This is a genomic window from Leifsonia poae (assembly GCF_050632865.1).
Lineage (GTDB): Bacteria > Actinomycetota > Actinomycetes > Actinomycetales > Microbacteriaceae > Leifsonia > Leifsonia poae_B.
In genome coordinates this window covers 1-24872 of the sequence record NZ_JBODSA010000001.1, presented here as the reverse complement: position 1 = coordinate 24872, position 24872 = coordinate 1, and the positions used below count along the sequence as shown (strand labels likewise).

At 70.6% G+C, this 24872-nt stretch carries 25 protein-coding genes and 2 pseudogenes; 12 read left to right on the top strand and 15 right to left on the bottom strand.

The window, feature by feature from the left end; genetic code table 11:
• Positions 1-29: 29 nt before the first annotated feature.
• Genes ACRAWB_RS00135 through ACRAWB_RS00125 form a run of 3 tightly spaced genes read right to left on the bottom strand, consistent with a single transcriptional unit; the run spans position 30 to position 2448 of the window.
• On the bottom strand, positions 30-1268 hold the full coding sequence (locus ACRAWB_RS00135; RefSeq protein ID WP_431351512.1) for an MFS transporter: 1239 nt from the start codon (positions 1266-1268) through the stop codon (positions 30-32).
• Positions 1269-1313: 45 nt separating this feature from the next.
• Positions 1314-1778 carry a MarR family winged helix-turn-helix transcriptional regulator gene (locus ACRAWB_RS00130; RefSeq protein ID WP_431351511.1) on the bottom strand — a complete coding sequence of 155 codons (465 nt, stop codon included), beginning with the start codon at positions 1776-1778 and terminating at the stop codon, positions 1314-1316.
• Between the two features lie 22 nt (positions 1779-1800).
• Entirely contained in the window at positions 1801-2448 is a 648-nt protein-coding gene (locus ACRAWB_RS00125; RefSeq protein WP_431351510.1) for a class I SAM-dependent DNA methyltransferase, read from the bottom strand.
• 297 nt (positions 2449-2745) lie between these two features.
• Between ACRAWB_RS00125 and ACRAWB_RS00120 the strand changes: the two genes are divergently transcribed.
• Entirely contained in the window at positions 2746-3228 is a 483-nt protein-coding gene (locus tag ACRAWB_RS00120) for a hypothetical protein (RefSeq protein WP_431351509.1), read from the top strand.
• Between the two features lie 47 nt (positions 3229-3275).
• On the top strand, positions 3276-3989 hold the full coding sequence (locus ACRAWB_RS00115) for a dihydrofolate reductase family protein (RefSeq protein ID WP_431351508.1): 714 nt from the start codon (positions 3276-3278) through the stop codon (positions 3987-3989).
• A 282-nt stretch (positions 3990-4271) separates the two neighbouring features.
• Here ACRAWB_RS00115 and rplL read toward each other — a convergent pair whose 3' ends face one another.
• The 6 genes and pseudogenes from rplL to ACRAWB_RS00085 all read right to left on the bottom strand — a co-directional run bounded on the left by rplL (position 4272) and on the right by ACRAWB_RS00085 (position 9954).
• A complete protein-coding gene (gene rplL, locus ACRAWB_RS00110) occupies positions 4272-4661 on the bottom strand; it encodes a 50S ribosomal protein L7/L12 (RefSeq protein ID WP_064110997.1) in 390 nt (129 codons plus the stop codon).
• Between the two features lie 68 nt (positions 4662-4729).
• The gene (gene rplJ / locus ACRAWB_RS00105; RefSeq protein WP_064110996.1) at positions 4730-5245 is read right to left on the bottom strand and encodes a 50S ribosomal protein L10; all 516 of its coding nucleotides are present in this window, start codon (positions 5243-5245) and stop codon (positions 4730-4732) included.
• Positions 5246-5455: 210 nt separating this feature from the next.
• A complete protein-coding gene (locus ACRAWB_RS00100) occupies positions 5456-7033 on the bottom strand; it encodes a sensor histidine kinase (RefSeq protein ID WP_431351507.1) in 1578 nt (525 codons plus the stop codon).
• Entirely contained in the window at positions 7030-7800 is a 771-nt protein-coding gene (locus ACRAWB_RS00095; protein WP_431351506.1) for a response regulator transcription factor, read from the bottom strand. The genes ACRAWB_RS00100 and ACRAWB_RS00095 overlap by 4 nt, the downstream gene beginning before the upstream one ends.
• Before the next feature lie 60 nt (positions 7801-7860).
• Positions 7861-8757, bottom strand: coding sequence for an RNA polymerase sigma-70 factor (locus ACRAWB_RS00090; RefSeq protein ID WP_431351505.1), 897 nt, complete (start codon positions 8755-8757; stop codon positions 7861-7863).
• A 142-nt stretch (positions 8758-8899) separates the two neighbouring features.
• Positions 8900-9954: pseudogene (locus ACRAWB_RS00085) on the bottom strand (NAD(P)/FAD-dependent oxidoreductase).
• A 177-nt stretch (positions 9955-10131) separates the two neighbouring features.
• Here ACRAWB_RS00085 and ACRAWB_RS00080 point away from each other — a divergent pair.
• Both ACRAWB_RS00080 and ACRAWB_RS00075 read left to right on the top strand, forming a co-directional pair.
• Positions 10132-11673, top strand: coding sequence for an ABC transporter permease (locus tag ACRAWB_RS00080; RefSeq protein WP_431351504.1), 1542 nt, complete (start codon positions 10132-10134; stop codon positions 11671-11673).
• Positions 11674-11708: 35 nt separating this feature from the next.
• Positions 11709-12380 carry an ABC transporter ATP-binding protein gene (locus tag ACRAWB_RS00075; RefSeq protein WP_431351503.1) on the top strand — a complete coding sequence of 224 codons (672 nt, stop codon included), beginning with the start codon at positions 11709-11711 and terminating at the stop codon, positions 12378-12380.
• On the opposite strand, the gene ACRAWB_RS00070 is transcribed toward ACRAWB_RS00075, so the two are convergent.
• Both ACRAWB_RS00070 and ACRAWB_RS00065 read right to left on the bottom strand, forming a co-directional pair.
• Entirely contained in the window at positions 12377-12967 is a 591-nt protein-coding gene (locus ACRAWB_RS00070) for a pentapeptide repeat-containing protein (RefSeq protein WP_431351502.1), read from the bottom strand. The two genes, ACRAWB_RS00075 and ACRAWB_RS00070, sit on opposite strands and share 4 nt — an antisense overlap.
• Before the next feature lie 9 nt (positions 12968-12976).
• Complete coding sequence (locus ACRAWB_RS00065) at positions 12977-13243, bottom strand: hypothetical protein (protein ID WP_431351501.1); 267 nt, start codon at positions 13241-13243, stop codon at positions 12977-12979.
• A 192-nt stretch (positions 13244-13435) separates the two neighbouring features.
• On the opposite strand from ACRAWB_RS00065, the gene ACRAWB_RS00060 reads away from it, so the two are divergent.
• From ACRAWB_RS00060 to ACRAWB_RS00050, 3 genes are all read left to right on the top strand, one after another.
• Positions 13436-13897, top strand: a complete 462-nt coding sequence (locus ACRAWB_RS00060) for an isochorismatase family protein (RefSeq protein ID WP_431351500.1) — start codon at positions 13436-13438, stop codon at positions 13895-13897.
• 33 nt (positions 13898-13930) lie between these two features.
• Positions 13931-14584: a DedA family protein gene (locus ACRAWB_RS00055; protein ID WP_431351499.1), complete on the top strand. Its 654-nt coding sequence runs from the start codon at positions 13931-13933 to the stop codon at positions 14582-14584.
• A gap of 94 nt (positions 14585-14678) precedes the next feature.
• A complete protein-coding gene (locus ACRAWB_RS00050; RefSeq protein ID WP_431351498.1) occupies positions 14679-15674 on the top strand; it encodes a nitrilase family protein in 996 nt (331 codons plus the stop codon).
• Positions 15675-15677: 3 nt separating this feature from the next.
• Here ACRAWB_RS00050 and ACRAWB_RS00045 read toward each other — a convergent pair whose 3' ends face one another.
• The 4 genes and pseudogenes from ACRAWB_RS00045 to ACRAWB_RS00030 form a co-directional block, all read right to left on the bottom strand.
• Positions 15678-16721, bottom strand: a complete 1044-nt coding sequence (locus ACRAWB_RS00045) for a sugar phosphate isomerase/epimerase family protein (RefSeq protein ID WP_431351497.1) — start codon at positions 16719-16721, stop codon at positions 15678-15680.
• Positions 16721-17872 carry a Gfo/Idh/MocA family protein gene (locus ACRAWB_RS00040; RefSeq protein ID WP_431351496.1) on the bottom strand — a complete coding sequence of 384 codons (1152 nt, stop codon included), beginning with the start codon at positions 17870-17872 and terminating at the stop codon, positions 16721-16723. The genes ACRAWB_RS00045 and ACRAWB_RS00040 overlap by 1 nt, the downstream gene beginning before the upstream one ends.
• 9 nt (positions 17873-17881) lie before the next feature.
• A pseudogene (locus ACRAWB_RS00035) lies at positions 17882-18978 on the bottom strand (Gfo/Idh/MocA family protein).
• Positions 18975-19718: a sugar phosphate isomerase/epimerase family protein gene (locus ACRAWB_RS00030; RefSeq protein WP_431351495.1), complete on the bottom strand. Its 744-nt coding sequence runs from the start codon at positions 19716-19718 to the stop codon at positions 18975-18977. The pseudogene ACRAWB_RS00035 and the gene ACRAWB_RS00030 overlap by 4 nt, the downstream one beginning before the upstream one ends.
• 149 nt (positions 19719-19867) lie before the next feature.
• On the opposite strand from ACRAWB_RS00030, the gene ACRAWB_RS00025 reads away from it, so the two are divergent.
• From ACRAWB_RS00025 to ACRAWB_RS00005, 5 genes are all read left to right on the top strand, one after another.
• Positions 19868-21058: an ROK family protein gene (locus tag ACRAWB_RS00025; RefSeq protein WP_431351494.1), complete on the top strand. Its 1191-nt coding sequence runs from the start codon at positions 19868-19870 to the stop codon at positions 21056-21058.
• Positions 21059-21127: 69 nt separating this feature from the next.
• Positions 21128-22240 (top strand): Gfo/Idh/MocA family protein, encoded by a 1113-nt coding sequence (locus ACRAWB_RS00020; RefSeq protein WP_431351493.1) that lies wholly within the window; start codon positions 21128-21130, stop codon positions 22238-22240.
• Entirely contained in the window at positions 22237-22971 is a 735-nt protein-coding gene (locus tag ACRAWB_RS00015; RefSeq protein ID WP_431351492.1) for a ThuA domain-containing protein, read from the top strand. Before ACRAWB_RS00020 ends, ACRAWB_RS00015 begins: the two co-directional genes overlap by 4 nt.
• 29 nt (positions 22972-23000) lie before the next feature.
• Positions 23001-24044, top strand: coding sequence for a Gfo/Idh/MocA family protein (locus tag ACRAWB_RS00010; protein ID WP_431351491.1), 1044 nt, complete (start codon positions 23001-23003; stop codon positions 24042-24044).
• Positions 24041-24872, top strand: an 832-nt coding sequence (locus tag ACRAWB_RS00005) for a YqaJ viral recombinase family protein (protein ID WP_431351490.1), incomplete at its 3' end; no start/stop codon positions are given. The genes ACRAWB_RS00010 and ACRAWB_RS00005, both read left to right, overlap by 4 nt.

Here is a 24872-nt window from a genome sequence, read left to right as displayed (position 1 = left end):
TGGGAACGTTCCCGCTCGGTCCGTCGGCGTCAGTCCGCGTCGGCGAGAGCCAGGACTTCGGCCTCCTGCTGCGCGGTCTCGTGCGGGGCGTCCACGCGCTTCAGGTGCTTGTGGCCGATCACGATGAGCGCGGCCGCGATGAGCACCGAGATGGCGCCGGCGTAGAACGGCATCGAGCGGCTGACCGTGTCGGCGAGCAGCGTCGCCGCGGGCGGGGCCACCGCGCCGCCGAGGAAGCGGACGCCCGAGTAGGCGCTGGACGCGACAGCGCGCGGCAGGTCCGTGGCCTCCATCACGCACTCGGTCAGCACCGTGTTCAGGATGCCGAGCAGCAGGCCGCCGACGATCACGCAGACGATGAGAGCGACCAGCGAGCCGACCAGCAGCCCGGCCGCGAGGAGGTCGAGCGCGAGGAGCGGCATGACCAGCCAGAGGACGCGCGTGCGCGGCATCCGCGCGGTGAGGAGCGGAGCGACCCAGACCGAGGTGACGGCGAGCGCGACGCCCCAGCCGAAGAAGATGAGGCCGAGGCTGATCGCGTCCTCGACACCCAGCGGCACCAGCGCGAACGGCGTGTAGGCCAGGAGCACGAAGAAGCCGATGTTATAGAACAGGGCGGCGCCGGCGAGGAAGCCGAGCGCCGGACGGCCGAGCGCGCGGAACGGCGCGGAGAGCTTCGTCGGCTGCGGCTTCTCGGCGTTGTTCTTGAGGAGCGAGACGATCGCGATGAAGCCGATCGCCATGAGGGTCGCGGTGCCGAAGAACGGTCCGCGCCAGCTCCAGCTGCCCAGCAGTCCGCCGAGCAGCGGACCGATGGCGATGCCGAGTCCGAGAGCCGCCTCGTACAGGATGATCGCCGATGAGGTGCCGCCCGAGGCCGCCCCGACGATGGTCGCGAGCGCGGTGGAGATGAAGAGCGCGTTGCCGAGGCCCCAGCCTGCGCGGAATCCGATGATCGACTCCACGTTCTGCGACAGCCCCGCGGCCAGCGCGAACACGACGATCAGGGCGAGGCCGATCAGCAGCGTCTTCTTCGCGCCGATGCGGCTGGAGATCCAGCTCGTGAAGAACATGGCGGCGCCGGTGATGAGGAGGTAGCTGGTGAACAGCATCTCGGTCTGGGTCGGCGTCGCCTGCAGGCTCTTCGCGATCGCCGGGAGGATCGGGTCGACGAGCCCGATGCCCATGAAGGCGATGACGGAGGCGAAGGCGACGGCCCATACGGCGGTGGGCTGCTTCAGGATGCTGGTGGGGCGTTCATGCGACATGGAGGGGTGTCGGCTCCTTGGGTTGTGAGGTGTCCGGTATGGGAATCAGCGGGTGCCGGCGAGCGCGGCGGAGGCGGCGGCGGACAGGTCGACGCGCGACCCGATGATCTGGACGGTGGACCGCATGGCGGCGAGCTCGTCGTCGCTGAGGTCGGAGAACATCGGCACGAGGGCGGCGGACAGCTCGTCGCGCCACTCCTGCAGGGCACGGGCCCCCTTGCCGGTGACGGCGATCTGCCAGGCGCGGGCGTCGTCGGTGTCGGCGATGCGCTTCACCCACTCGGCGTCGACGAGGTTGCGGACGATCTTGGTCATCGTGGGTTGCGAGACGCGGCTCTGCGTGGCGAGCTCGCCGAGGCGCATGGGACCGCTGGTCTGCAGGACGCTGAGCGTGCGCCAGGTCGCGGGCGACTCGGTGCTGCCGGTGACGCGGGCGGCGAGGCGGGTGAGACGGTGGGCGGCGACGACGAGGTCGCCGAGGATCTGGTGGAGTTCGGGTGTCTCGGGCATGAGACAATTATATATAGCTTGACTATGTTTGTCGAATGGCGAGAACGTACGCCTGAGGCGACTTCTGCGGCGGGACGGGCTGGGTGATGAACTCGGCCGCGGGCCCGAAGCCGGCGTCGGCCAGCCGGCGCTTCACCCGCTCTGGATTCTGCCGGCGCGTACGCAGGTCGATGTCGTGACCGTAGGCGTGGGTCAGGTGCACCACGTCCTCCCCCGCCTGGAACGCGAGCAGCAGCGCCCCGCCCGGCCGTGTCACCCGCGCGAACTCCACGAACAGCGCATCCTGTCGCTCGTCGGGAGTGTGGATGATCGAGTACCACGCGAGCGCGCCGGCGAGCTCCCCGTCGCGGAACGGCAGCGCGGACATCGACCCGACCTCGAACCGCAGGCCCGGATGGTCCCGTCGGGCGACCTCGACCATCCCGGGCGAGAGGTCGACGCCGACCACGTCCATCCACCGCTCGGCCAGGTAACCGGCGATCCGCCCGGGGCCGCACCCCAGGTCGCCGACGAGTCCGCCACCGCTGCCCGCGACCCGCTCCGCGAAGAGGTCGAGCATCGCGCGATCGTACGCGCTGCCCGCCAGGTCGTCCCGCAGCAGCGCGGCGTAGTCCTCGGCGACGATGTCGTAGGCGGTCCGGGTCTCGGTCACGTCGTCGGGCTCGGTCACGGGATCAGCGTAGGCTGTCGCGCCCTCGGATTCATCTCGTAGACTCCAGGCCACACTGCCGTTCACTCGGAAGGGGAGACGGGTGGGCCTCGAGTTCGAGCACCGGTCATCCGATTCGCCGTCGATCGAACGGGTCTGGCGGAGCCGGAGCACCGATACGACGGCGATGACGTCGGTCGCTCGGGCGCACTGGGACTTCGTCTTCTGGGAAGACCGGAACGGCGTTCACGCCGGCGTTCAGGGGCCCGAGTCCCGGGCGTCGAGAGCCCCGTTCCGGCCGGCGCGGAATTCCTCGGGGTGCGGCTGGCGCTCGGAGCAACCCTGACCGCGCTGCCGGCGCCGCTTCTCGTCGACCGCTTCGTCGAGCTCCCGACCGACGGGAGATGGTTCGATCTGCTGGGCGAGCGGGTCCAGATACCTCAGTTCGCCGACGCGGAGGAGTTCGTCGCCCTCCTCGTCCGAAGGGGCTCGGTCGTCCTCACCGATATCGAGGGTATTTCCGTAACCGATCGGACACGTCAGCGACGCTACCTCGCAGCCGTCGGCCTTCCGAAACGCACCGTGATTCAGATCGAGCGAGCGAACGACGCCGCCGTCCAACTCAGCGAGGGAAGACCGCCCGCGACGGTCGCGCACGAAGCCGGATACTTCGATCAGCCGCATCTGGCGCGTTCACTCCGCCGATTCATCGGCCCATCCGCAACGGAACTCGCCGACCGCTCCGAGGATGAGACCCCGTTGTCGTTGCTGTACAAGACGGGAGGTCGGTCCGAGCAGTAGCTTCCGGGCAGAACCCCACATCGGGGTCGCGAACGGAGGAGACCACAGTGACTGACACCGCACCCGCCACCCGACGCGTCGTGCTCTATGAGCTGATTTCGCTCGACGGCTTCGCCGACGACCCGGGCGAAGGCCAGTGGCTGGTGGACACGGGGACGAAGCTCGGTGATTTCCTCGCCGAGACGATCGCGACGCAGGATGCGGTGCTGCTCGGTCGTCGCACCTACGAGAAATGGGCGCCGTACTGGCCCACCGCACAGGTCCAGCCCTTCGCCGACTTCATCAATGCAACACCGAAATACGTCTTCACCTCTTCGCCGCTGGACCTCGATTGGACGCAGTCCACGCCCGTCGCCGAAGACGCGGCCGCGTTCGTCGCCGCACTCAAGCGACAGCCAGGCGCCGACATCGGAATCCACGGCAGCCTGTCGCTGGCCCGCGCACTGCTCGCAGCGCACCTCGTGGACGAGCTCAGGCTCGTCCTCGCTCCGAGTCTTGCCGGCGGCGGCAAGAGGCTGTTCGGAGACGACGGCGACCTCCAGCACTTCGAACTCATCGAATCGGAGCGCTCCGGGGGTGCCTCCTCCTGCGATACCGACGACGTCCGTGAGACATCCGCCTCCATGACGAAGCGCCCCCGGCCACAGGCCGAGGGCGCTTCCGGGGGTTACCGCAGGTACCGATCCCAGAGGAGGGTCCTGCGGCAGAGATCCGGCGGGTGGCAGCCGCTGTCGCGGTCGTCCCCGTGGAGCATCGCGTGACCGAAGTCGCGCAGGTGGGCGGCGTAGGTACGCCAGGAACTCGTATTCATTCGGTGCTTCTTCTTCCGGTTGTGCGTCCTTGCACACCGATGCACGCTGGCAGGCGCGATCGGACGCGATGGATGGATGAGCATCCGCGTCCGCACGTCGCTTAACGCACGGAGGGCGTCGCCCCGTTGTCGGGGGCGACGCCCTCCACAACGCGGACACTCTCTATGAGGAGGAGTCCGCGTCGCGTAGCGAGCCTGTCAGCCCAGTAAGAAGAGCCCCGAGGGGCGCGAATTACTTGAGGGTGACGGTGGCGCCAGCCTCTTCGAGCTGGGCCTTCGCCTTGTCGGCGGTCTCCTTGTTGGCGCCCTCGAGCACGGTGCTCGGCGCGCCATCGACGAGGGCCTTCGCCTCACCGAGGCCGAGGCTGGTGAGGGCGCGCACCTCCTTGATGACCTGGATCTTCTTGTCACCGGCGGCCTCGAGGACGACGTCGAAGGAGTCCTTCTCCTCGACCTCTTCGGCAGCGGCGCCCGCACCACCGGCGGCCGGGGCGGCCACGGCGACGGGGGCGGCGGCGGTGACCTCGAAGGTCTCCTCGAACTTCTTCACGAACTCGCTCAGCTCAATGAGCGTGAGCTCCTTGAACGCGTCGAGCAGCTCGTCAGTCGACAGCTTTGCCATGATTTTCTCCTTAGTGTGTGTGGTTACTCACCGCTTGCAGGTCCCGGGGGCCAAAACCCCCGAGAACACTACGCAGCGGACTCCTGCTTCTCACGCAGCGCGTCGACCGTGCGAACGGCCTTCGACAGCGGTGCGTTGAACAGATATGCGGCTCCGAACAGCGAGGCCTTGAAGGCGCCGGCCAGCTTGGCCAGCAGAACCTCACGGGACTCGAGGTCGGCGAGCTTGCCTACCTCTTCTGCGGTCAGCGGGTTACCGTCGAAGTAACCGCCCTTGACCACCAGCAGAGGGTTTGCCTTGGCGAAGTCACGCAGCGACTTCGCGACGGCGACCGGGTCACCGTGCACGAAGGCGATCGCGGACGGACCAGCGAGCTCTTCGTCGAACGACGAGATGCCCTTGTTGTTGGCCGCGATCTTGGTCAGCGTGTTCTTCACCACGGCGTACGTCGCGTGCTCACTGATGGACTTGCGCAGCGTCTTGAGCTGAGCAACAGTGAGACCGCGGTACTCGGTCAGCAGAACGGCGGTCGAGCTCTCGAACAGTCCTTCGAGCTCGGCAACCGTGGCTTCCTTGTTCGCCATGGCCTACTCCTCAATCTTCTTCGTCGCACACCGCGGGAGCGGTGTGCCGACCAGAGGCCCCTGGGCAAAGAAAAAGCTCCGGCGCAGACGCACGGAGCTGGACACGCAAGAGACTTGCGGATTTTGCTTCACACACCTGCGCGGGCGCCCACCTGAGTGGATCTTCGGTCGTGCATGCACGACGACCAGCGGTCTTTGGCTCCGTACAGGTTACGGGATGGGCGCCGCCGTTAGCAAATCGGCGGACGAATCGGCCGGCGCGAGCGGCAGCGTGACGGTGAACACGGTGCTGCCGGGCTCGCTCACCACCGTCACCTCTCCCCCGTGCGCCTGCACCACGGCCTGCACGATCGCGAGGCCGAGCCCAGTGGATCCGGTGGCCCGGTTGCGCGAGCTGTCGCCGCGGGCGAACCGCTCGAACAGCGACGCCTGCAGCTCCTCCGGGATGCCGGGGCCGTCGTCGGCGACCGTCACGACCGCACGGTCGCCCTCGGCCCGCAGCCCGGCGGTCACCTTCGTGCCCTCCGGCGTGTGGACGCGAGCGTTCGCGAGCAGGTTCATGAGCACCTGGTGCAGACGCGGGGCGTCGCCGACCACCTCGACCGGCTCCTCCGGCAGGTCCAGCACCCACTCGTGGCCGGGTCCCGCCGCGTGAGCGTCGCTGAGCGCGTCCACCAGCAGCAACGTCAGGTCGACGGGGTCGCGGTCGAGCTCGCGGCCCTCGTCGAGGCGGGCGAGGAGCAGGAGGTCTTCGACGAGCGACGTCATCCGGGTCGCCTCGGACTCGATCCGCCCGAGCGAGTGCGTGACGTCGGACGGGAGCTCGTGCGGCGAGCGGCGGGTCAGCTCGGCGTAGCCGCGAATGGACGCGAGCGGCGTGCGGAGCTCGTGGCTGGCGTCCGCGACGAACCGGCGCACCTTCTGCTCGCTCGCCTGGCGCGCGGTCAGCGCGGAGGCGACGTGGCCGAGCATCCGGTTGAACGCCGACCCCACCCGGCCGACCTCGGTGTGCTCGTCGGTATCGGCCTCGGGCACGCGCACGGCGAGCGCGACGTCGCCGCGGTCGAGCGGCAGCTTCGAGACCTGCTCGGCGGTCCCGGCGACCCGCTCGAGGGGCCGCATGGCCAGGCGCACCACGACGCTCGCAAGGAGGAAGGCGAAGACGAGTCCTGCAAGGGTGACCAGGACGATCACCAGGGTGAGGCGGGACACGGTCGCGTTCACGTCGCTCAGGGGGAGGCCGATGATGACGCTGTCGCCGTTGGTCAGATCGACGGCGGCCACCCGGTACTCGCCGAGCGTCGGCCCGAGGTCGATGGTGCGGGGATGGCCGTCGGAGGGCAGCGACAGCAGTGCGGTCGTCGCGATCGGCACGCGCTGGGGCGCGACCGGCTGGTCGGGCGAGGTGGTCTTCGGGCGCTCGGAGAGGATGACCGGATAGAGCAGCATCTCGCCGCTGCGGATCACGCCGAACGTGCCCGTCTGCTGGCCGGGCGTCTGCACGATGCCGATCACGTCGGGCCCTGTCGGTTGGTCACCGTAGATGCGGTCAGCCGCGTGCTGACCGCGCTCGAGCGCGGAGGTGAGCTGCCCGTCCAGCCGTTGCATGAGGTAGTTCTGCAGGGCGAAGACGCTGACGGTCCCGATCACGGCGCCGAGCACGGCGAGCATCGCGACGACGACGAGCACGACGCGGCTGCGCAGTGTCCAGGAGCGGAAGGGGCGGAGGCGCGGGAGCCGTCGGCCCGCACCTCCGGTCGGGGCGCCCGCCTCGCGGGCCGAGGTCATTGGGCGGCCTTCACCATGTACCCGGCGCCGCGGACCGTGTGGATCATGGGCGCGCGCCCGGCGTCGATCTTCTTGCGCAGATAAGAGATGTACAGCTCGACCACGCTGGAGGAGCCGCCGAAGTCGTAGCTCCACACGCGATCGAGGATCTGCGCCTTGCTGAGCACGCGGCGCGGATTGCGCATGAGGAAGCGCAGCAGCTCGAACTCGGTCGCGGTGAGCTGGATGGGCTCGCCGTCGCGGTGCACCTCGTAGCTGTCCTCGTCGAGCACGAGGTCGCCGACGATGAGCACCGGGTCGTCCTGGTCGGCGACCGCGGCGCGCGACCGGCGCAGCAGCCCGCGCAGGCGGGCGACCAGCTCCTCCAGACTGAACGGCTTGGTGACGTAGTCGTCGCCGCCCGCGGTGAGTCCGGCGATGCGGTCGTCCAGCGAGTCCTTCGCGGTGAGGAACAGCACCGGCGCCTCGTTGCCGTCGGCGCGCATCCGGGACAGCACTTGCAGCCCGTCGATGTCGGGGAGCATGATGTCGAGCACCACGACGTCGGGCTTGAACTCGCGCGAGAGCTGCAGCGCCTGCTGCCCGTTCGACGCGGTCTTGACGTCCCAGTCCTCGTAGTGGAGGGCCATCGCGAGCAGATCGGTCAAGGTCGACTCGTCGTCCACGACGAGCACCCGGATGGAGCTGCCATCCGCGCGGCGCAGGACGGAGCGGGGCTGGCTGGAGGGGCCGGAGGCGGCGCGCGTGTTGATGGTCACCTTTCTCATTATGAGGAGGCGATTGGATGCTGTCTTTGCGGAACCTATGAACTGTCTGAGCGATCGGGGTCAGCGCAGAGCGAGCTCGGTCTCCTCCGCGATGCGGGTCAGCTTGGCCGGATTGCGGACGATGTAGATGCCGGTGATGAGGCCGTCCTTCACCTGCACCGACACCACCGCGTCGAGCTCGCCGTCGACCGAGAGCGCGAGCGCCGGCGCGCCGTTGACGACGACGGTCTCCGCCGTGACCACCCCGGGCGCTTTGCCCATGGCGCCCCCGGTGAACCGGGTCACCTTCTCGGCGCCGACGATCGGGCGCAGCGCTGCCTGCTTGACCCCTCCACCATCGCTGAGGAGGACGACGTCGGGTGCCAGCACATCGAGCATGGCCTGTGGATCGCCGGTCATCACTGCGACCCGGAACGTGTCCAGGGCGGCGCGCGCCTCGGCGGCCGACACCGTCACGCGCGGACGCCGCGCCTCGACATGGGCGCGCGCCCGGTGCGCGATCTGGCGGACGGCGGCCGGGGACTTGTCGACCGCGCGGGCGATCTCGTCGAACTCGAAGCCGAACACCTCGCGCAGCACGAAGACGGCGCGCTCGGTGGGCCCCAGCGTCTCGAGCACGACCATGAGCGCCATCGACACGCTCTCGGCGAGCTCCGCGTCCTCGGAGACGTCCGGAGCGGTCAGCAGCGGCTCGGGCAGCCAGGGTCCGACGTAGGTCTCGCGCCGGCGCTGCGCGCTCCGCAGCCGGTTGAGGGCCAGGCGGGTCGTGATCCGCACGAGGTAGGGACGCGCGTCCCGCACCTCCGACAGGTCGACCGCCGACCAGCGCAGCCAAGTCTCCTGCAGGACGTCCTCGGCGTCCGCCGCGGAGCCCAGCAGCTCGTAGGCGACGGTGAAGAGGAGGTTGCGGACGGCCACGAAGGCCTCCGTCGCCTCATCGGCCGGTCGCTCGGTCATCCTCGTCCCCCGCTCGCGACCGGCTCCGCGGTCGCGGATGACAGACTACGACGTCGGGCCGGGTCGCCGAAGGCGGCGGGCAGGCGGGTCGCCCCGGGCCGACGCGCCTCCAAACGTAGAGAGAAGACCGTGCCCCGGCAGATCAGCTCCTTGATGTGCGCCCCGGATCGCCCGGCGACCGAGACCCGGGTCGCCGTGTCGTCGCGGTGCTCGAACTGCACGACGCCCTGCCGGCGACCCAGGCTGAGGCAGAGCCCGACGAAGCCCATGGTGAAGGGCTTGGGCTGTTCGCCGCGGAGCCGGGCGAGGATGGTGTCCGCCGCTCCCCGCCGAGCGGTTCGGCCGCCTGGCAGCTCATCCGGAGCGGGATGCCGGAGGGCGCCGCCGCGTCGCCCGCGGCGACGATGCGCTCGTCGTCGACGCTCGTCAGGGTCTCGTCGGTCAGCAGCCGGCCGTCGGCGTCGGTGCTGAGCCCGCTGTCGCGCGCGAGAGCGGGGAGGGAGAACCCGGTCGTCCAGACCGTGATCGCGCTCGGGATGGCGCGGCCGTCGGCGAGCGTCACCGCATCCTCCGCGACCGCGACCACGCGAGAGCCGGGGCCGTCCTCGAGGCTGACGCCCAGCGCGCCCAGGCCGCGGGCCACCGACCGGCGGGCGCGTGCATGCAGCGACGGCCCGAGCTCGCCGCCGCAGAGCAGCGTCACCCGACGCCCGCTCTCGGCTAGCTCCGCGGCGGTCTCGATGCCCGCAGGGCCCCGCCGACCACCGTCACCGCCGCATCCGGCCCGGCTGCGGCGAGCGCCGCCTTCAGACGCTCCGCGGCGGCGAGCTCGGCCACCGGCAGGGCGTGCTCGGCCGCCCCGGGGACCGCCGAGAGGGGGCTACCGCTTCCCACCGCGTACACCAGGTAGTCGTAGCCGAGCGCTTCGCCGGAGGCGAGCTCCACCCGGCGCCCCGCCGCGTCGATGCGGGTGACGGTGTCAACGACGAGTCGCACCGACGGTGCCAGGACGTCGTCGTACGCCACGACCGCGTCGTCGGAACCGGCGGCCAGCTGGTGCAGTCGGATGCGCTCCACGAAGACGGGCCGCGCGTTGACCAGCGTGACCTCGACGGCGTCTCCGCCGCTCACCCGGTTCGCCGCCGAGACTCCGGCGTACCCTCCGCCGACGACCAGCACCCGCGTCCGCTCCTGCATGATGTCCTCCTTCTCGATGAGCTTCCGGACATGGAGACACCGCAGGGGTCCTGAGTGTGACATCAGCTCCGGATCGACGTCCCCGGCTAATCCATAGGTTCGCCATAGCGCCCCGAAAACGCCGCTCCTTAACCTCCCGCAAGTAGTCAGTCATCCGTCCCCGAGAGTTTGGAAGCCATGTTCGGGACCTATCTGCGGCGCGAGTTGAGCGGCCGCCGCAAGCAGACGATCATCATCGCGATCGGCATGGCCCTCGCGATCGCCCTCGTCATCATCGTCAACGCCGTCTCCGCCGGTGTGCAGCAGGCTCAGCAGAGCGTCCTGCAGTCCGTCTACGGCGTCGGCACCGACATCACCGTCAGCCAGCCGGCGACCGCGCAGAACGCGACGGCGCAGCAGGGCCAGGGAGGCGGCCCGCGGTTCGACTTCGGCGCGAACGCCGGGACGGACACGGGCACCGGCCGCACCGTCAACACCTCCCGCCTCGAGCCGACGCGCGGCGCCACGGTGATGGACGCCTCCACGCTCACCACGGTGAAGAAGGTGGATAACGTCGCCTCGGCCGCCGCCGTGCTGTCGCTCACCAACACCCACTTCAGCGGCACCCTCCCGAACTTCCAGCAGCTGCGGCAGGAGCGTGAGAGCGGCGCCGCGCCGACCGCTCCCCCGACCGGCGGCGCCGACGGCGCGGGCGGAAGCTCGTTCACCGTCGACTCGTTCTCGGTGCTGGGTCTCGACCCGGCCGGCAAGTCGGTCGGACCGCTCGCCTCGGTCACCCTCACCGGCGGACGCAGCTTCACGGCGGCCGATCAGGGCAAGGATGTCGTGGTGCTCGACGCGAGCTACGCCAAGACCGCGAGCAAGGCGGTCGGCGACACGATCACGATCGGCGGCACGGACTTCTCCGTGATCGGCATCGTCGCGGCGACCGGCTCGGACGCCACGACGGCGGCCAACGCGTACATCCCGCTGGATGTGGCCCAGACCCTCTCCGGCCAGACCGGCAAGATCTCGTCGGTGTACGTCAAGGCGGCGTCCTCCGACGACATCGGCCAGATCAAGACAGACCTGACCAAGGCGGTCTCGGGCGCCACCGTCAGCACACAGGCGGACCTGGCGTCAACGGTCTCCGGGTCGCTCGGCAGCGCGGGCGAGCTGGTCGCCAACCTCGGCACGTGGCTGTCCGTCATCGTGCTGGCCGCGGCGTTCCTCATCGCCATCCTCTTCACCATCTCCGGTGTCACCCGCCGCACCCGCGAATTCGGCACCCTGAAGGCGATCGGCTGGTCCAACCGCCGCGTCGTCGGGCAGGTCGCGGGAGAATCCGTGGTCCAGGGTCTCATCGGCGGCGTGATCGGCGTCGCGGTCGGGCTCCTGGGGGTGCTTGTCGTGAACCTGATCTCGCCCACCCTGACCGGCAGCGTCAGTCATGGCTTCGCTGACGCTGCCGGCAGGGCCGGAACGGGTGGCGCGGGCGCGACCGCCGGCGAGGGCGCGAACCGCTTCGCCGGCGGCGGGTTCACCGGCGGCGGCGCTTTCGGGGCCGCGCGCGAGGCAGCCACGACGTCCGCCAACATCGCGCTGCACGCCCCGGTCACGCTGTGGATCGTCGTCGGAGCGGTCGCCCTCGCGGTGCTCGGCGGCCTCCTCGCCGGCGCGATCGGCGGATGGCGCGCCTCCCGCCTGCGCCCGGCTGCGGCCCTCCGCTCGGTCGCGTGAGCCGTCCCGATCCCTTCGACCTCCAAGGAGTCACGATGTACACCCTCACCGACGTCACCAAGAAGTACAGCCAGTCCAAGCGCCAGGTCGTCGCCCTCAACGACGTCAGCCTGACCATCCCGGACGGCCAGCTGGTCGCCATCCAGGGCCCGACCGGCGGCGGCAAGTCCACGCTGCTGCAGATGCTCGGCGCGCTGGACCGTCCCACGTCCGGATCGGTGGAGCTCGGCGCGGACAGCCTGTCGAAGCAGCGCGACGGCAGGCTCGCGAAGATCCGCGCCAAGGAGATCGGCTTCGTCTTCCAGGGCTTCAACCTCATCCCCACCCTGACCGCCCAGGAGAACGTGGAGACCGCGCTCGCGCCCCTCGGCGTGAGCAGTGCCGAGCGCAAGCGCCGGGCGGCCGAGGCGCTGGCCTCCGTCGGGCTCGCCGACCGCGGCAACCACCTCCCGTCGGAGCTCTCCGGCGGTCAGCAGCAGCGCGTCGCGATCGCCCGCGCCTTGGTGAAGAATCCCGAGGTCTTGCTGGCCGACGAGCCGACCGGCAACCTCGACGAGGAGACGCGCGACGAGATCATGGACCTCCTGGAGGGCCTGTGGCGCGACAGGGGCCTCACCGTGATCATCGTCACCCACGACACCGCGGTCGCCAAGCGCGCCCAGCGCCGGCTCCACATCAAGCACGGCCAGGTGAGCGAGGTCGCCTAGGGGACGACCATCATGCCCTGGGCTTCGGCCAGGACGACGGCCTGGTGGGCGTCGATGATGGTGCCGCGGAGGAGGACGCCCGCAGGGTCCACGCCGGTGAGGTCGCTACCTGCGAGGGTCGCGCCGCTCAGATCGGCACCGGTGAGGAGCGCGGCGCTCAGGTCGCATCCCTCGAACCGGGCCTCCTGGGCGTGCGCCTGCGTGAGGTCGGCCTCGCGCAGGCGCACGCCCTCGAAGGAGGCGCCGCGCAACTCCGCCCGGAGCAGCCCCGCGAACGACCAGTTGCCGCCCTCGACCTTCAGCAGGGCGAACTCGCAATTCCGGAAGGTGCTGCCGGTCAGCTTGCAGCGGCGGAACGTCGCGTCGAAGAAGTTGCACGACTCGAACCGGCAGTTCACGAACGCCGAGTCGCTGTGCTCGCTGACGTTGAAGCGGACCCGGCGGAACACGCAGTCGGTGAACGTGGCGCTCGAGCTGCGCAGCTCGGTCATGTCCACGTCGTCGAAGACCACGCCCTCGTACTCGACGCCGTCGAGGTCGCGTCCGTACCAGTCCTCACCCGCGATGCCGTCCGTGCCGCTCGTCACGAGCCGAGCCTAGTCGCCCAGCCACGGCCCGATCGGGTTGCCGGCGTCGTCCATCAGGTCGATGAGGCGGTACGTCGCCCCGCGCGGCCAGTCGGCGTCGTCGTCCAGCACGAAGATCTCCCAGACCTCGCGGCCGTCGAACAGTGCACGGGCGCGGAGGGCGGCGGGGGCGGTCCCGCGATCGGCCCTCGCGGAGACGACGGTGTCCGGCTCCCCGGGTCTCACCAGGACCGCGCGGAAGCCGGTCCCGTGCGCGGTGGTCGCGCTCCTACCCATGCGGGACACCCTACGTCCGCTCCGTCCGAGGGAAAAGACAATCGGCCGACCCGATGTCGGTGGCCGGGAGTAGCGTTCCCGACAACTGAAGGGGGATGCGATGACGACTCTCGAAGAACGGCCCGCGACGGCTCTGCTGGTGATCGACGTGCAGAACGGAGTGGTGGGGGCGCCCACCGCCGAGACGAGGTGGTGGCGAACATCTCGGGCCTGGTCGACCGAGCCCGGGAACAGGACGTGCCTGTGGTGTGGATCCAGCACTCCGACGCCGAGAACATGCCGATCGGCAGCGACGGCTGGCAGTTCGTGCCCGAGCTGACGCAGGACGAGGCCGAGGCGGTCGTGCACAAGACCTACGCGGACTCCTTCGAAGACACCGACCTGGAGTCGGTGCTCGCCGACGCCCGGGTCGGCCGGCTCGTGGTGGCGGGCGCGCAGACCGACGAGTGCATCCGGTCCACCATCCACGGCGGGCTGGTGCGCGGGTACGACGTGACGCTCGTCGGGGATTCGCACACGACAGAAGACCTCTCCGAGTGGGGCGCGCCGACGCCCGACCTCGTGATCGCCCACACCAACCTCTACTGGGCGAACCACCGGGCTCCGGGACGCACGGCGGAGGTCGTGGACGCGGCGGACGTCGACTTCGGCTGACGCGCCTCCTCGGCCGCCCGATACGCTCGGATCATGGCCCACGATCTCGCGAACTTCCTCGGCGACGTGGGCCCGATCGTGTTCTATCTCGCGGTCTGGGGACTCGTCTTCGCCGGCACAGCCCTGTTCGTCGGGGTCTTCATCCCGTTCATCACCGGTGACTCGCTGCTGTTCGGCGCGGGCATCCTGACCGGGACGCATCCCGAGCTGTCCATCTGGGTGCTCGCCATCGGCGTCGGCATCGCCGCGGTGCTCGGCGACCAGGTCGGATTCTGGCTCGGCCGCCGCCTGGGCCGGCCCTACCTCGCCGCGCGCGGCGGCCGGTGGGTGCAGGCGGGAGTGCGGCGGGCGGAACGGTTCTACGAGCTGTTCGGCTGGTGGTCGGTGGTCATCAGCCGGTACATCCCGTGGGGACGCGTCTTCATCCCGCCGATCGCCGGCATCAGCGCGATGAAGTACTGGCGGTTCTTCACGGCGAACGTCGTCGGCGCGCTGAGCTGGGGGGTGCTCATCACGGTGATCGGCTACTTCGCGGCGGTGAACCCGAGCGTGCGTCCCGTGGCCTACATCGTCGCGGGGGTCGTCATCCTGGCGTCGATCGTCGCGGGTGCGCGCGCGTGGGTGCTGGACCGGCGGTCGCGGCGGCAGCAGCCGAGCGACGAGCCAGAGCCCCGGCCGCTTCCCTGAACGCCGGCGGCCCGACGATCTCCAAGGCGGCGCCGAAGCGGGCTGGTCCACCCTGTCCCTGGTGGTCGTGGCCGCAGTGCACTTAGCTGGAGGCATGCCTGAGCTCGTCACGCCGTTCCGCGCCTCCGTCGTCCAGTTCGAGGCCGTTCCATCCGACAAAGAGGCGAACCTGGCGACGGTGCGGCGTCTGGCGGCGGAGGCGGTCGCGGACGGCAGCCTCCTCGTCGTCTTCCCCGAGCTGTGCCTGCTCGGCTACTGGCACCTGACGAAGAAGACGGCCGAGGAGCTGCAGGCGCTGGCCGAACCGGCCGACGGTCCCCTCGTCGCGGAACTCCGCGCCCTCGCCGTCTCGCTCGGCGCGGGGATCGGAGCCGGGTTCCTGGAGGCCGGAGACGGGACGCTGTACAACTCCTACGCGGTCTGCCTGCCGGACGGGAGCGTCCACATCCATCGCAAGCTGCACGCGTTCGAGCACGAGGCGATCTCGAGCGGCGACCGGTTCACGGTGTTCGACACGCCCTGGGGCGTGCGGATGGCGACGCTGATCTGTTGGGACAACAACCTCGTCGAGAACGTTCGCGCGGTCGCCCTGCAGGGCGCCACCGTGCTGATCGCCCCGCACCAGACCGGTGGCACGAACTCGCGCAGCCCGCACGGCATGAAGGTGCTCCCGGCCGAGCTGTGGCACAACCGCCACGACGACCCGCAAGCGCTTCTGGACGCGGTCAACGGCCCGTCCGGCCGCGGCTGGCTGATGCGCTGGCTGCCGTCCCGCGCCCACGACAACGGCATCTTCGTGCTGTTCGCCAATGGGATCGGACAGGACGACGACGAGATCCGCACGGGCAACGCGATGATCCTCGACCCCTACGGCCGGATCGTCGCCGAGACGCCGGTCGCAGACGAGGCGGTCGTCACGGCAGAGCTGGATTTCGACCTGCTCCCGCTGGCGACCGGCCGCCGCTGGATGCTCGGCCGGCGGCCCGAGCTCTACGGCATCCTGACCGAGCGCTCCGGTCTGGAGCGCGACGCGCGCACGGCGCGCCACTCCGCCGACCCGGTGCCCTCGGACTTCCGGGTCGGCGGGTGAGCGTCAGTCCTGGTTGCTGAACGCGGCGTCGAACGACGCCGTGGGCTGCTTCCAGAGCAGCGAGCGGATGTAGCCGACCGCCTCCTTCGCACCGTGCAGGCGGTCCATGCCGGCGTCCTCCCACTCGATCGAGATCGGGCCGGTGTAGCCAATGGACTCGAGCGCGCGGAAGGCGTCCTCCCACGGGACGTCGCCATGACCGGTGGACACGAAGTCCCAGCCGCGGCGTGGCTCGCCCCAGGGCAAGTGGGAGCCGAGCACGCCGGCGCGGCCGTTCTTCGGACGCAGGCGCGTGTCTTTGCAGTCGACGTGGTAGATGCGGTCCTGGAAGTCGACGATGAACCCGACCGGGTCGATGTCCTGCCACATCATGTGCGACGGGTCCCAGTTGAAGCCGAAGGCCTCGCGGTGGTCGATCGCCTCGAGCGTGCGGACGCTGGTCCAGTAGTCGTACGCGATCTCAGAGGGGTGAACCTCGTGCGCGAACCGGACTCCCTCTCCGTCGAACACGTCGAGGATGGGATTCCAGCGGTCGGCGAAGTCCTGGTACCCGGCGTCGATGACCGAGGCGGGGACCGGCGGGAACTGCGCCACGTAGGGCCAGATGCTTGAACCGGTGAAGCCGACCACGGTGTCCACGCCGAGCTTGCGGGCGACCTTCGCGGTGAGCTTGAGCTCTTCGGCCGCGCGCTGGCGGACGCCCTCGGGGTCGCCGTCGCCCCAGACCTTCGAGCCGACGATCGCCTGGTGGCGGAAGTCGATCGGGTCATCGCAGACCGCCTGGCCCTTGAGGTGGTTGGAGATGGCCCAGACCTTCAAACCGTACCGGTCGAGGAGGTCGAGGCGGCCCTGCAGGTAGTCGTCGTCCTCCGCCGCACGCCAGACATCCAGGTGCTCGCCCGAGCAGGCGATCTCGAGTCCGTCGTAGCCCCACTCGGAGGCGTACTTGGCGACCTCTTCGAGGCTGAGGTCGGCCCACTGGCCGGTGAACAGGGTGACCGGGTGCGTGCGACCCGACGTGTTGTCCGTTGCGGGGGCGTCCGTCATCAATTCGTTCCCATCTCGATCCAGGTGCCCGACTCGGCCGAGTCGATCACCGCGTCCGTGATCCGCACGGCCCGCAGGCCGTCGGTGAAGCGCGGCAGCCCCTCCGGGCTCTCGCCCGCGACCGCCGCGTAGCTGTCGGCGACGAACGCGTTAAACGCGTCCTGGTAGCCCTGCGGGTGACCGGCGGGCACGAAGGACAGCCGCGCCGCGTCGTCGCTCAGCTGGTCCGCGTCGCGCGGGATGATCAGGCTGCCCTTGCGGCGACCCACCCACAGCGTCTCCGGCTGCTCCTGGTCGAACGCGACGCTCTCCTCGCTGCCGGCGATCTCGAGCCACAGCCGGTTCTTGCGGCCGGGAGCGACCTGCGAGACCAGCAGCGTGCCGAGTGCGCCCGAGTGCGTCTCGACGACGACCGCCACCGCGTCCTCCGTGGTGATGTTCGCGTGGGAGGCGCGTTCGGCGAACACCGTGCGCTTCGTGGCGGACACCCGGCTGACGCGGTCGCCGCTCACGAACTCCACGAGGTCGACCAGGTGCGAGCCGATGTCGGCGAAGGCGCGGGAGCGGCCGCCCTTGTCGGAATCGACCCGCCAGTTGTCGTCGCCCGCGCCAAGCAGCCAGTCCTGGAGGTAGGACGCGTTGATGCTGAGCACCCGGCCGGCCTCGCCCGAGGCGAATCGGGAGCGGGCCTCCCGCACCAGCGGGTGGAACCGATAGACGAACGGGACCGTCGCGGTCCGTCCCTCGGCCGCGGCGACCAGCGCCTCGGCGTCGGCGACCGTCGTCGCCAGCGGCTTCTCGCAGATGACGTCCTTGCCGGAGGCGAGCACCGCGGACGCCTGCTCGGCATGGAGCGCATTGGGCGTGGTCACGTGCACGACGTCGATCGAGTCGTCCGCCAGCAGCTCGTCGAGCGAGTCGTACGCCCGCGCGATGCCCAAGCGTTCCGCCGCGGCCGCCGAGCGCTCCGGCGAGGAGGACGCGATTCCCGCGAGCTCGGCGCGCGCCGCTCGGGCGGCGCGGGAGTGCACCTCGGCCATGAAGCCGCCGCCCACGATCGCCACCCGGAGCCGTGCCCCGGCCGCGCGCTCATCGCGCCGCGTCAGTCCACCGCTCGTCGCCGCGATGTCCGGATTCGTTCCGTCCGTCATCTCGCCGCCTTACGCCAGGGTCGCCGCACGCGGGTCCCAGTCCTCCGGCAGCGCCGGCGCGACCTCGACCGTGCTCTCGACCTCGACGGGCGTGCGGGACTCCCCGCTTCGATCGTCGAGACCATGATGTCGAGCACGTGGTACGCCTGCTCGCCGGAAGCGCGCTCCGGGACGCCCGCGCGGATGGCGCGGGCCAGCTCCACGACGCCGATGCCGCGCGTGAGGGTGGTGCCGGTCGACGGGTACGTCTCGATGCCGTCCGCGCCGTGCACGATGAGCTCGCCCTCGAAGGTGTTCGGATCGGGCACGACGAGAGTGCCGTCGAGTCCGGCGACCTCGAACTGGGTCCGGCCGAGCTTCGAGTCGAAGCTGAAGACCGACTGCGCGGTCTGGCCGCTCTCGAACTCGTACAGCGCGCTGACGTGCGTCGGCACGGTGACGGCGAACGACTCGCCCGCCCGCGGCCCGGAGCCGATGACACGGGTCTCCCGGGCCTTCGAGGCCGTCGCGCTCACCCGGGCCACGGGACCGAACAGCTGCACCAGAGCGGTGAGGTAGTACGGGCCGATGTCGAACAGCGGTCCGGCGCCCTCCTGGAACAGGAAGTCGGGGTTGGGGTGCCACGACTCCGGGCCGGGGCTCTGGAGCAGCGTGAGCGCCGTGAGCGGCGCTCCGATGTCGCCGTTCTCGACCAGGCGACGGGCCGACTGGATGCCGGATCCGAGGAACGTGTCGGGCGCGGTGGCGACGCGCAGACCCTTTGCGTGCCCCGCCTCGAGCAGTTCGCGGCCGCTCGCGCGGTCGAGGGCGAACGGCTTCTCGCTCCAGACGTTCTTGCCGGCGGCGAGCGCCTGGAGCGCCACCTCCACGTGCACCTTGGGGATGGTCAGGTTGACGACGATCTCGATCGCGTCGTCGGCGAGCAGCTGCTCGACCGTGCCCGATCCGGGAACCCCGTACTTCTCCGCCTGCGCCCGCGCACGCTCCACGTCGATGTCGGCGACGAACCGGACATCGAGGTCGGGGAAGCTGGTGAGGTTGCCGAGGTATTCGTTGCTGATGACGCCGGCGCCGATGACGCCGACTCCGACCGGGCCGCCGCTCATGCGAGACCCTTGGAGGAGAGGAAGGCGAAGCTGTCGGCGACGGCCTGGAAGCGGTCACCGCGCGAGTCGTCGAGCTCGATGACGCGCAGCGCGTTCGGCGCCGCGGCGATGATCTGCTCGATGGGGAGCGAGCCCTGGCCGACCGCGACCTGGTCCTTGTTGTCGTGCGTGCCGGGGCCGTCCTTGATGTGCAGCGCGACGACGCGGTCGCCGAGCTTGGGCAGGTAGGCGACGGGGTCGGCGCCGCCGACGGCCACCCAGTACGTGTCGACCTCGAGGACGACCTCGGGCGCGAGCCGCCCGGCGAAGAACTCGAGGGCCGTGACGCCCTCGATCGTGCTGGAGATCTCGTGGTCGTGGTTGTGGTAGCCGACGCGGATCCCGTAGCGGGCGGCCGCCTCGGCCGCGGCGTTGAGCTGGTCGGCGGTCTGCGCCACATCCTCGGCCGACTGCCACTTCTCGGGCGCGACGAACGGGTCGATGACCGTCTGGATGCCGAGCTCCTTCGCAGCGCCGAAGACCTCGTCGAGGTCGCCGCCGAGGAAGCTCTGGTGGGTGGTGGGGGCGCTGAGGCCGGCCTCGGTGAGGCCCTGGCGCAGAGCGTCGCCGAAGCTGAGGAAGGCGAACGGCTCGACCTGGGTGAACCCGATGTCGGCGATCCGCTTGAGGGTTCCGACCGTGTCCTCGGTCAGGAGTTCACGGACCGTGTAGAGCTGCACGGAGACTGGGGACGTCGACACTGTTCTCCTCGTCGAGTTCGTTGCGGGGTGGACGCGCTCGAAAGGGCGCGGTCTCCATTCAAGCGGGACTTCTGCCGGGTGTCAATCAAAAGTCGACTGATGAATGCATATCTTTGGGTCGCGCCACGACACTGTGGTTCAATACCGTCATGACCGACAGCGCGCGCGATTCTGCGCTCGTCGCCGCAGACGCCGCCGAGTTGCTGACGATCCTGCGCGACGGCATCCCGCGGACGCGCGCGCAGTTGGCCGAGCTGACCGGTATGGCCCGCTCGACCATCGCGTCCCGCATCGACCTGCTCACCGCCGCAGGCCTCGTCATCCCGGCGGGCGACGATCCCTCCTCGGGCGGCCGGCCTCCCGCGCGCATCCGGTTCCACGCGGAATCGCGTGTCGTCCTCGCGATCGACCTCGGCGCAACGCACGGTGTCGTCGCCCTGGCCGATCTGTCCGGCACCATCATGGCGAGCCGGTCCGAGCGCCTGTCGATCGCCGACGGGCCGGAGGACATCCTGGACTGGGTGCTCGAAGTCGCCTGCGAGCTCTACAGCGACTCCGGCCGTCGCCCCGAAGAGCTCATCGGCGTGGGCGTCGGCGTGCCCGGTCCCGTCGAGCACTCGACCGGCCTCCCGGTGAACCCGCCGATCATGCCCGGCTGGGACCGGTTCGACATCCCCCGCTACATCCGGCGGGTGTTCGACGTGCCGGTCCTCGTCGACAACGACGTGAACCTGCTTGCGCTCGGCGAGCAGACGCTGATGTGGCCGGAGGAGACCGACCTGCTGTTCGTCAAGGTGGCGACCGGCGTCGGCGCCGGGATCATCAGCGGCGGCCGGCTGCAGCGCGGGGCGCTCGGCTCGGCCGGCGACCTCGGGCACGTGCGCGTGCCGTTCGGCACCGACACCCCCAGCCACGGCGAGCAGGATGCAGACCTCGAGGCGCTGGTAAGCGGTCCGGCCATCGCGCGGACGCTGACCGAGCTGGGCTTCCCCGCGTCCACCAGCGACGACGTCGTGGAGCTGGCGCGCACGGGCAATCCGCGGGTGCTCGAGGCGATCCGCCAGGCGGGCCGCGACCTCGGTGCGGTGGTCGCCACTTGCGTCAACCTCCTCAACCCGTCGGTGATCGTCGTGGGCGGCAGCCTCTCGCGGGTCGGCGAGCAGCTTCTCGCCGGGATGCGGGAGGTCGTCTACCAGCGCTCGACGCCCTTGGCGACGCAGCACCTGACCATCACCCAGTCGCGCTCGGGCGAGACCGGGGGCGTCATCGGTGCGGCCGTCATGGTCGTCCAGCGGGCCCTCGATCCCGGCGCCGGGACACCGCGCTCGCTCTTCCGCTGACGCGCCGCCCTTGCGAAGCCTCCCTCCTCCGACCATCATCGAATCGATTCGAATTCCGAAAGGAGCTCCATGAGCACGAACAGCACCTCCCCCGGCCGTCCTCTGCGGGCCGGCGTCATCGGCCTCGGCTGGGCCGGCCAGCAGCACATGGCGGCGTACGACGCGCTGCCCGGCGTCGAGCTGGTCGCCATCGCCGGCATGGAGGACGGCCCGCGCGCCGAGCTCGGAGAGCAGTACGGTCTCACCCGGCTGCACCGCGACTGGAAGGACCTCGTCGCGGAGGGCGACCTCGACGTCGTGAGCGTCGCCGTCCCGACCTTCCTCCACGCGCCGATCGCCGTCGGGGCCCTCGACGCCGGTCTGCACGTGCTCAGCGAGAAGCCGATCGCGCGCACGGCCGCCGAAGCGCAGACGATGGTGGATGCCGCCCACCGTGCCGGCCGCGTCCTCGAGGTCGCGTTCAACCATCGTCGCCGCGGCGACATCGAAGCGCTGAAGGCGGCGGTGGACGCGGGTCAGATCGGCCGCCCGTACCACGCGCGAGCGATCTGGCTGCGCCGGGCGGGCATCCCCGCGCTCGGCAGCTGGTTCACGAACCGCGAGATGGCGGGCGGCGGTCCGCTGATCGACATCGGCGTGCACGTGCTCGACTACGCGCTCCACCTGTTCGGCGAGCCCCAGGTGGCGGCCGTGTCGGCGGTGACGCATTCCGAGCTGGGCGTCCGTGGACGCGGCGGCGCCACCTCCGCCAAGCAGCAGGTCGGCTCCGACTACGAGGTCGAGGACCTGGCCAGCCTCCTGCTTCGCCTCGAGGGCGGCGGCTCGATCGTGATCGAGACGAGCTGGGCGGCGTACCGCCCGGCCGGCGACGAGTTCGGCATCACCCTCTACGGCACCGAGGGCGGCGCCGACCTGCGCGTCGTCGACTACGCACCCTCCGGCGAGCTGACCATCTTCACGGGCGAGGGCGAGCAGAGCGAGGACATCTCGGTCACCGCCGACCCGGGCCGCGGCCACCTGGCGGTGGTCGAGACCTTCCTCGAGCACGTCGCCGACGAGAGCGCGTGGTCCGAGTGGGACGGCCGCCTCGCGCTGGAGCGCGCCCGCATCATCGACGCGGCCTACGAATCCGCACGCATCGGCGCCGAGGTCCGCCTCGCGCCCGTCACCGAAGGAGCATGACCATGACCCTGCGCGTCACCGTCTGGAACGAGGGCGTCCACGAGGCGACCCAGCCCGAGATCGCCGCCATCTACCCGCACGGCATCCACGGCGCGATCGCCGAGGGGCTGAGCGGACTGCTCGGCGACGAGGTCGCCGTGCGCACGGCGACCCTCGACGATCCGGAGCACGGGCTGAGCGAGGAAGCCCTCGCCGCCACCGACGTGCTCCTGTGGTGGGGACACATCGCCCACGACCGCGTCTCCGACGAGGTCGTCGAGCGGGTGCGGCAGCACGTCCTCGCCGGGATGGGCCTCATCGTCCTGCACTCGGGCCACTTCTCGAAGATCTTCATCCGGATGCTCGGCACGACCTGCTCGCTGCGCTGGCGCAACCCGGAGGGCGGTGAGCGCGAGCTCGTGTGGAACGTGAACCCGACCCATCCCATCGCCGCCGGCGTCGAGCAGCCGATCGTGATCGACGCGCAGGAGATGTACGGCGAGTTCTTCGACATCCCGACGCCCGACGACCTCGTGTTCATCAGCTCGTTCACCGGCGGTGAGGTGTTCCGCTCCGGCGTGACGTTCACGCGCGGACGCGGGAAGATCTTCTACTTCAGCCCCGGCGACCAGGAGTACCCCGTGTACTTCCACCCGCAGGTGCGCCGGGTGCTCGCCAACGGCGTGCGCTGGGCGGCGCCGGCGGAGGGCGCCCGCCGGGCCCCGGAGGTCTCCAACCCCCAGCCCGTCTGACCCGCCACCCGACCCACCTCGGAGGAACCGTGACCGACCTGCTCGCCGCCCTGCCAGAACCCCGCCATCCCGACCCCCGAGATGCGCCCGTCCTGCGCTGGGGAGTGCTCGGGCCCGGTGGGATCGCCGCCGACTTCACCGACGCCCTGCACCGGCACACCCGGCAGCGCGTCGTCGCCGCGGGGTCGCGCTCCGCGGAGCGCTCGGCCGCCTTCGCGGCGGCGCACGGCGTGGAGCGGTCGTACGACTCGTACGAGGCACTGGTCGGCGATCCGGAGGTTGACGTCGTCTACGTCGCCACCCCGCACAGCGAGCACCTGGCGCACGCCCTGCTCGCGATCGCCGCGGGCAAGCACGTCCTGATCGAGAAGCCGATGGCCGTGACCGCCGACCAGGCGCGCCGGATCGTGGCGGCGGCGCGCGAGGCGGGCGTCTTCGCCATGGAGGCGATGTGGACGCGGTACCTGCCGCAGACCGACATCGCCCGCCAGCTCCTGGAGCAGGGCGCGCTGGGCGACGTGCGCGTCGTGACTGCCGACTTCGGCGGCCGCGTGCCGTACGACCCGAGCAGCCGGCTCTGGGATCCTGCCCTGGCCGGCGGTGCCCTCCTCGACCTCGGCGTCTACGCCGTCTCGTGGGCATCGTTCGCGCTCGGCGCCCCGGCGGGCATCATCGCGACCGGCACGCTCGCCCCGACCGGCGTGGACGAGCAGGTCGCCCTCCTGCTGTCGTCCGCGGACGGCGGCCAGGCGCTGCTCAGCACCAGCCTGCTGGCCGGGACGCCCTCCCTCGCCACGATCAGCGGCACCGACGCACGCATCGAGACCGACAGCCCGTTCTGGGGCCCGAGCGGCCTGAAGGTCTTCCGGCCCGACGGCACGATGGCGGCGCACTGGCGCGACCCGTACGGACGCCCGCACCGCGACGGGATGTCCTATGAGGCAGCCGCGCTCGCCCGGTATGTCGCCGAGGGCCGCACGGAGTCGCCGCTGCATCCCCTCTCCGAGGCCGTCGACACGCTGGCGACCATCGACGAGGCACGAAGGCAGGTCGGCGCGACGCGCGTGGAGTGACGGCGAGCGTCGGCCGGACGAGGCACAATGGACAGGTGCTCGACTCCGCTTCCTACCGTTCGGCTGACCTCTACCGGCCGGGCGTCCTCGCGGATCTGAGCCCGGCCCGTCCGGCGCCCGTGCCCGTCGTCCCGGCCGACCCCGGAGCCACCGGACATCTGGCGCGCGTCGTCGCCCGGTCGTCCGACCGGGTGGGCTGGCTGCGCGCCCGAAGCCGCGGCATCACGGCGACCGATGTCGCGAAGCTGTCCTCGCCGCGCGCGGTGCGCGCCGCCATGTACGACAAGCTCCACGGCAGCGGCTTCAGCGGCAACGTGTTCACCCAGCACGGCCGCTCGCGCGAGCCCGAGATCGCGGCCTGGGTCGCCGCCACGCACGGCATCCAGCCGTCGGATCTGCTGTTCCACGCCGAGCGCGACCGCCGTCACCTCGCCACGCCCGACGGACTGGCCGTCCGCACCGGCGAGCGGATCGAACTGTGCGAGATCAAGACCACGAACAAGCCGCTCCGCAGCATCCCGCGCCACTACCTCCGTCAGATCTGGTGGCAGCAGTACGTGCTCGGCGCCGAGCGCACCCTGTTCGTCTGGGAGCAGCACGACGGCTTCGTACCGCTGCGCGACGAGCCGGAGTGCCGCTGGGTCGACCGCGATGAGGCCGAGATCGAGAAGCTGGTCGCCCTGGCGGCCGACCTGATCGAACTGCTGCGTCAGGCGACGTCCGCGCCGGCGCCCGCTTCGCGCGCGAGCACCATGCCCGCCCCGGTGGAGACCGCTCCGGAGCCCGAGCCCGCGCTCTTCTCGGTGACGGCGACGGGGATGCGGGTCA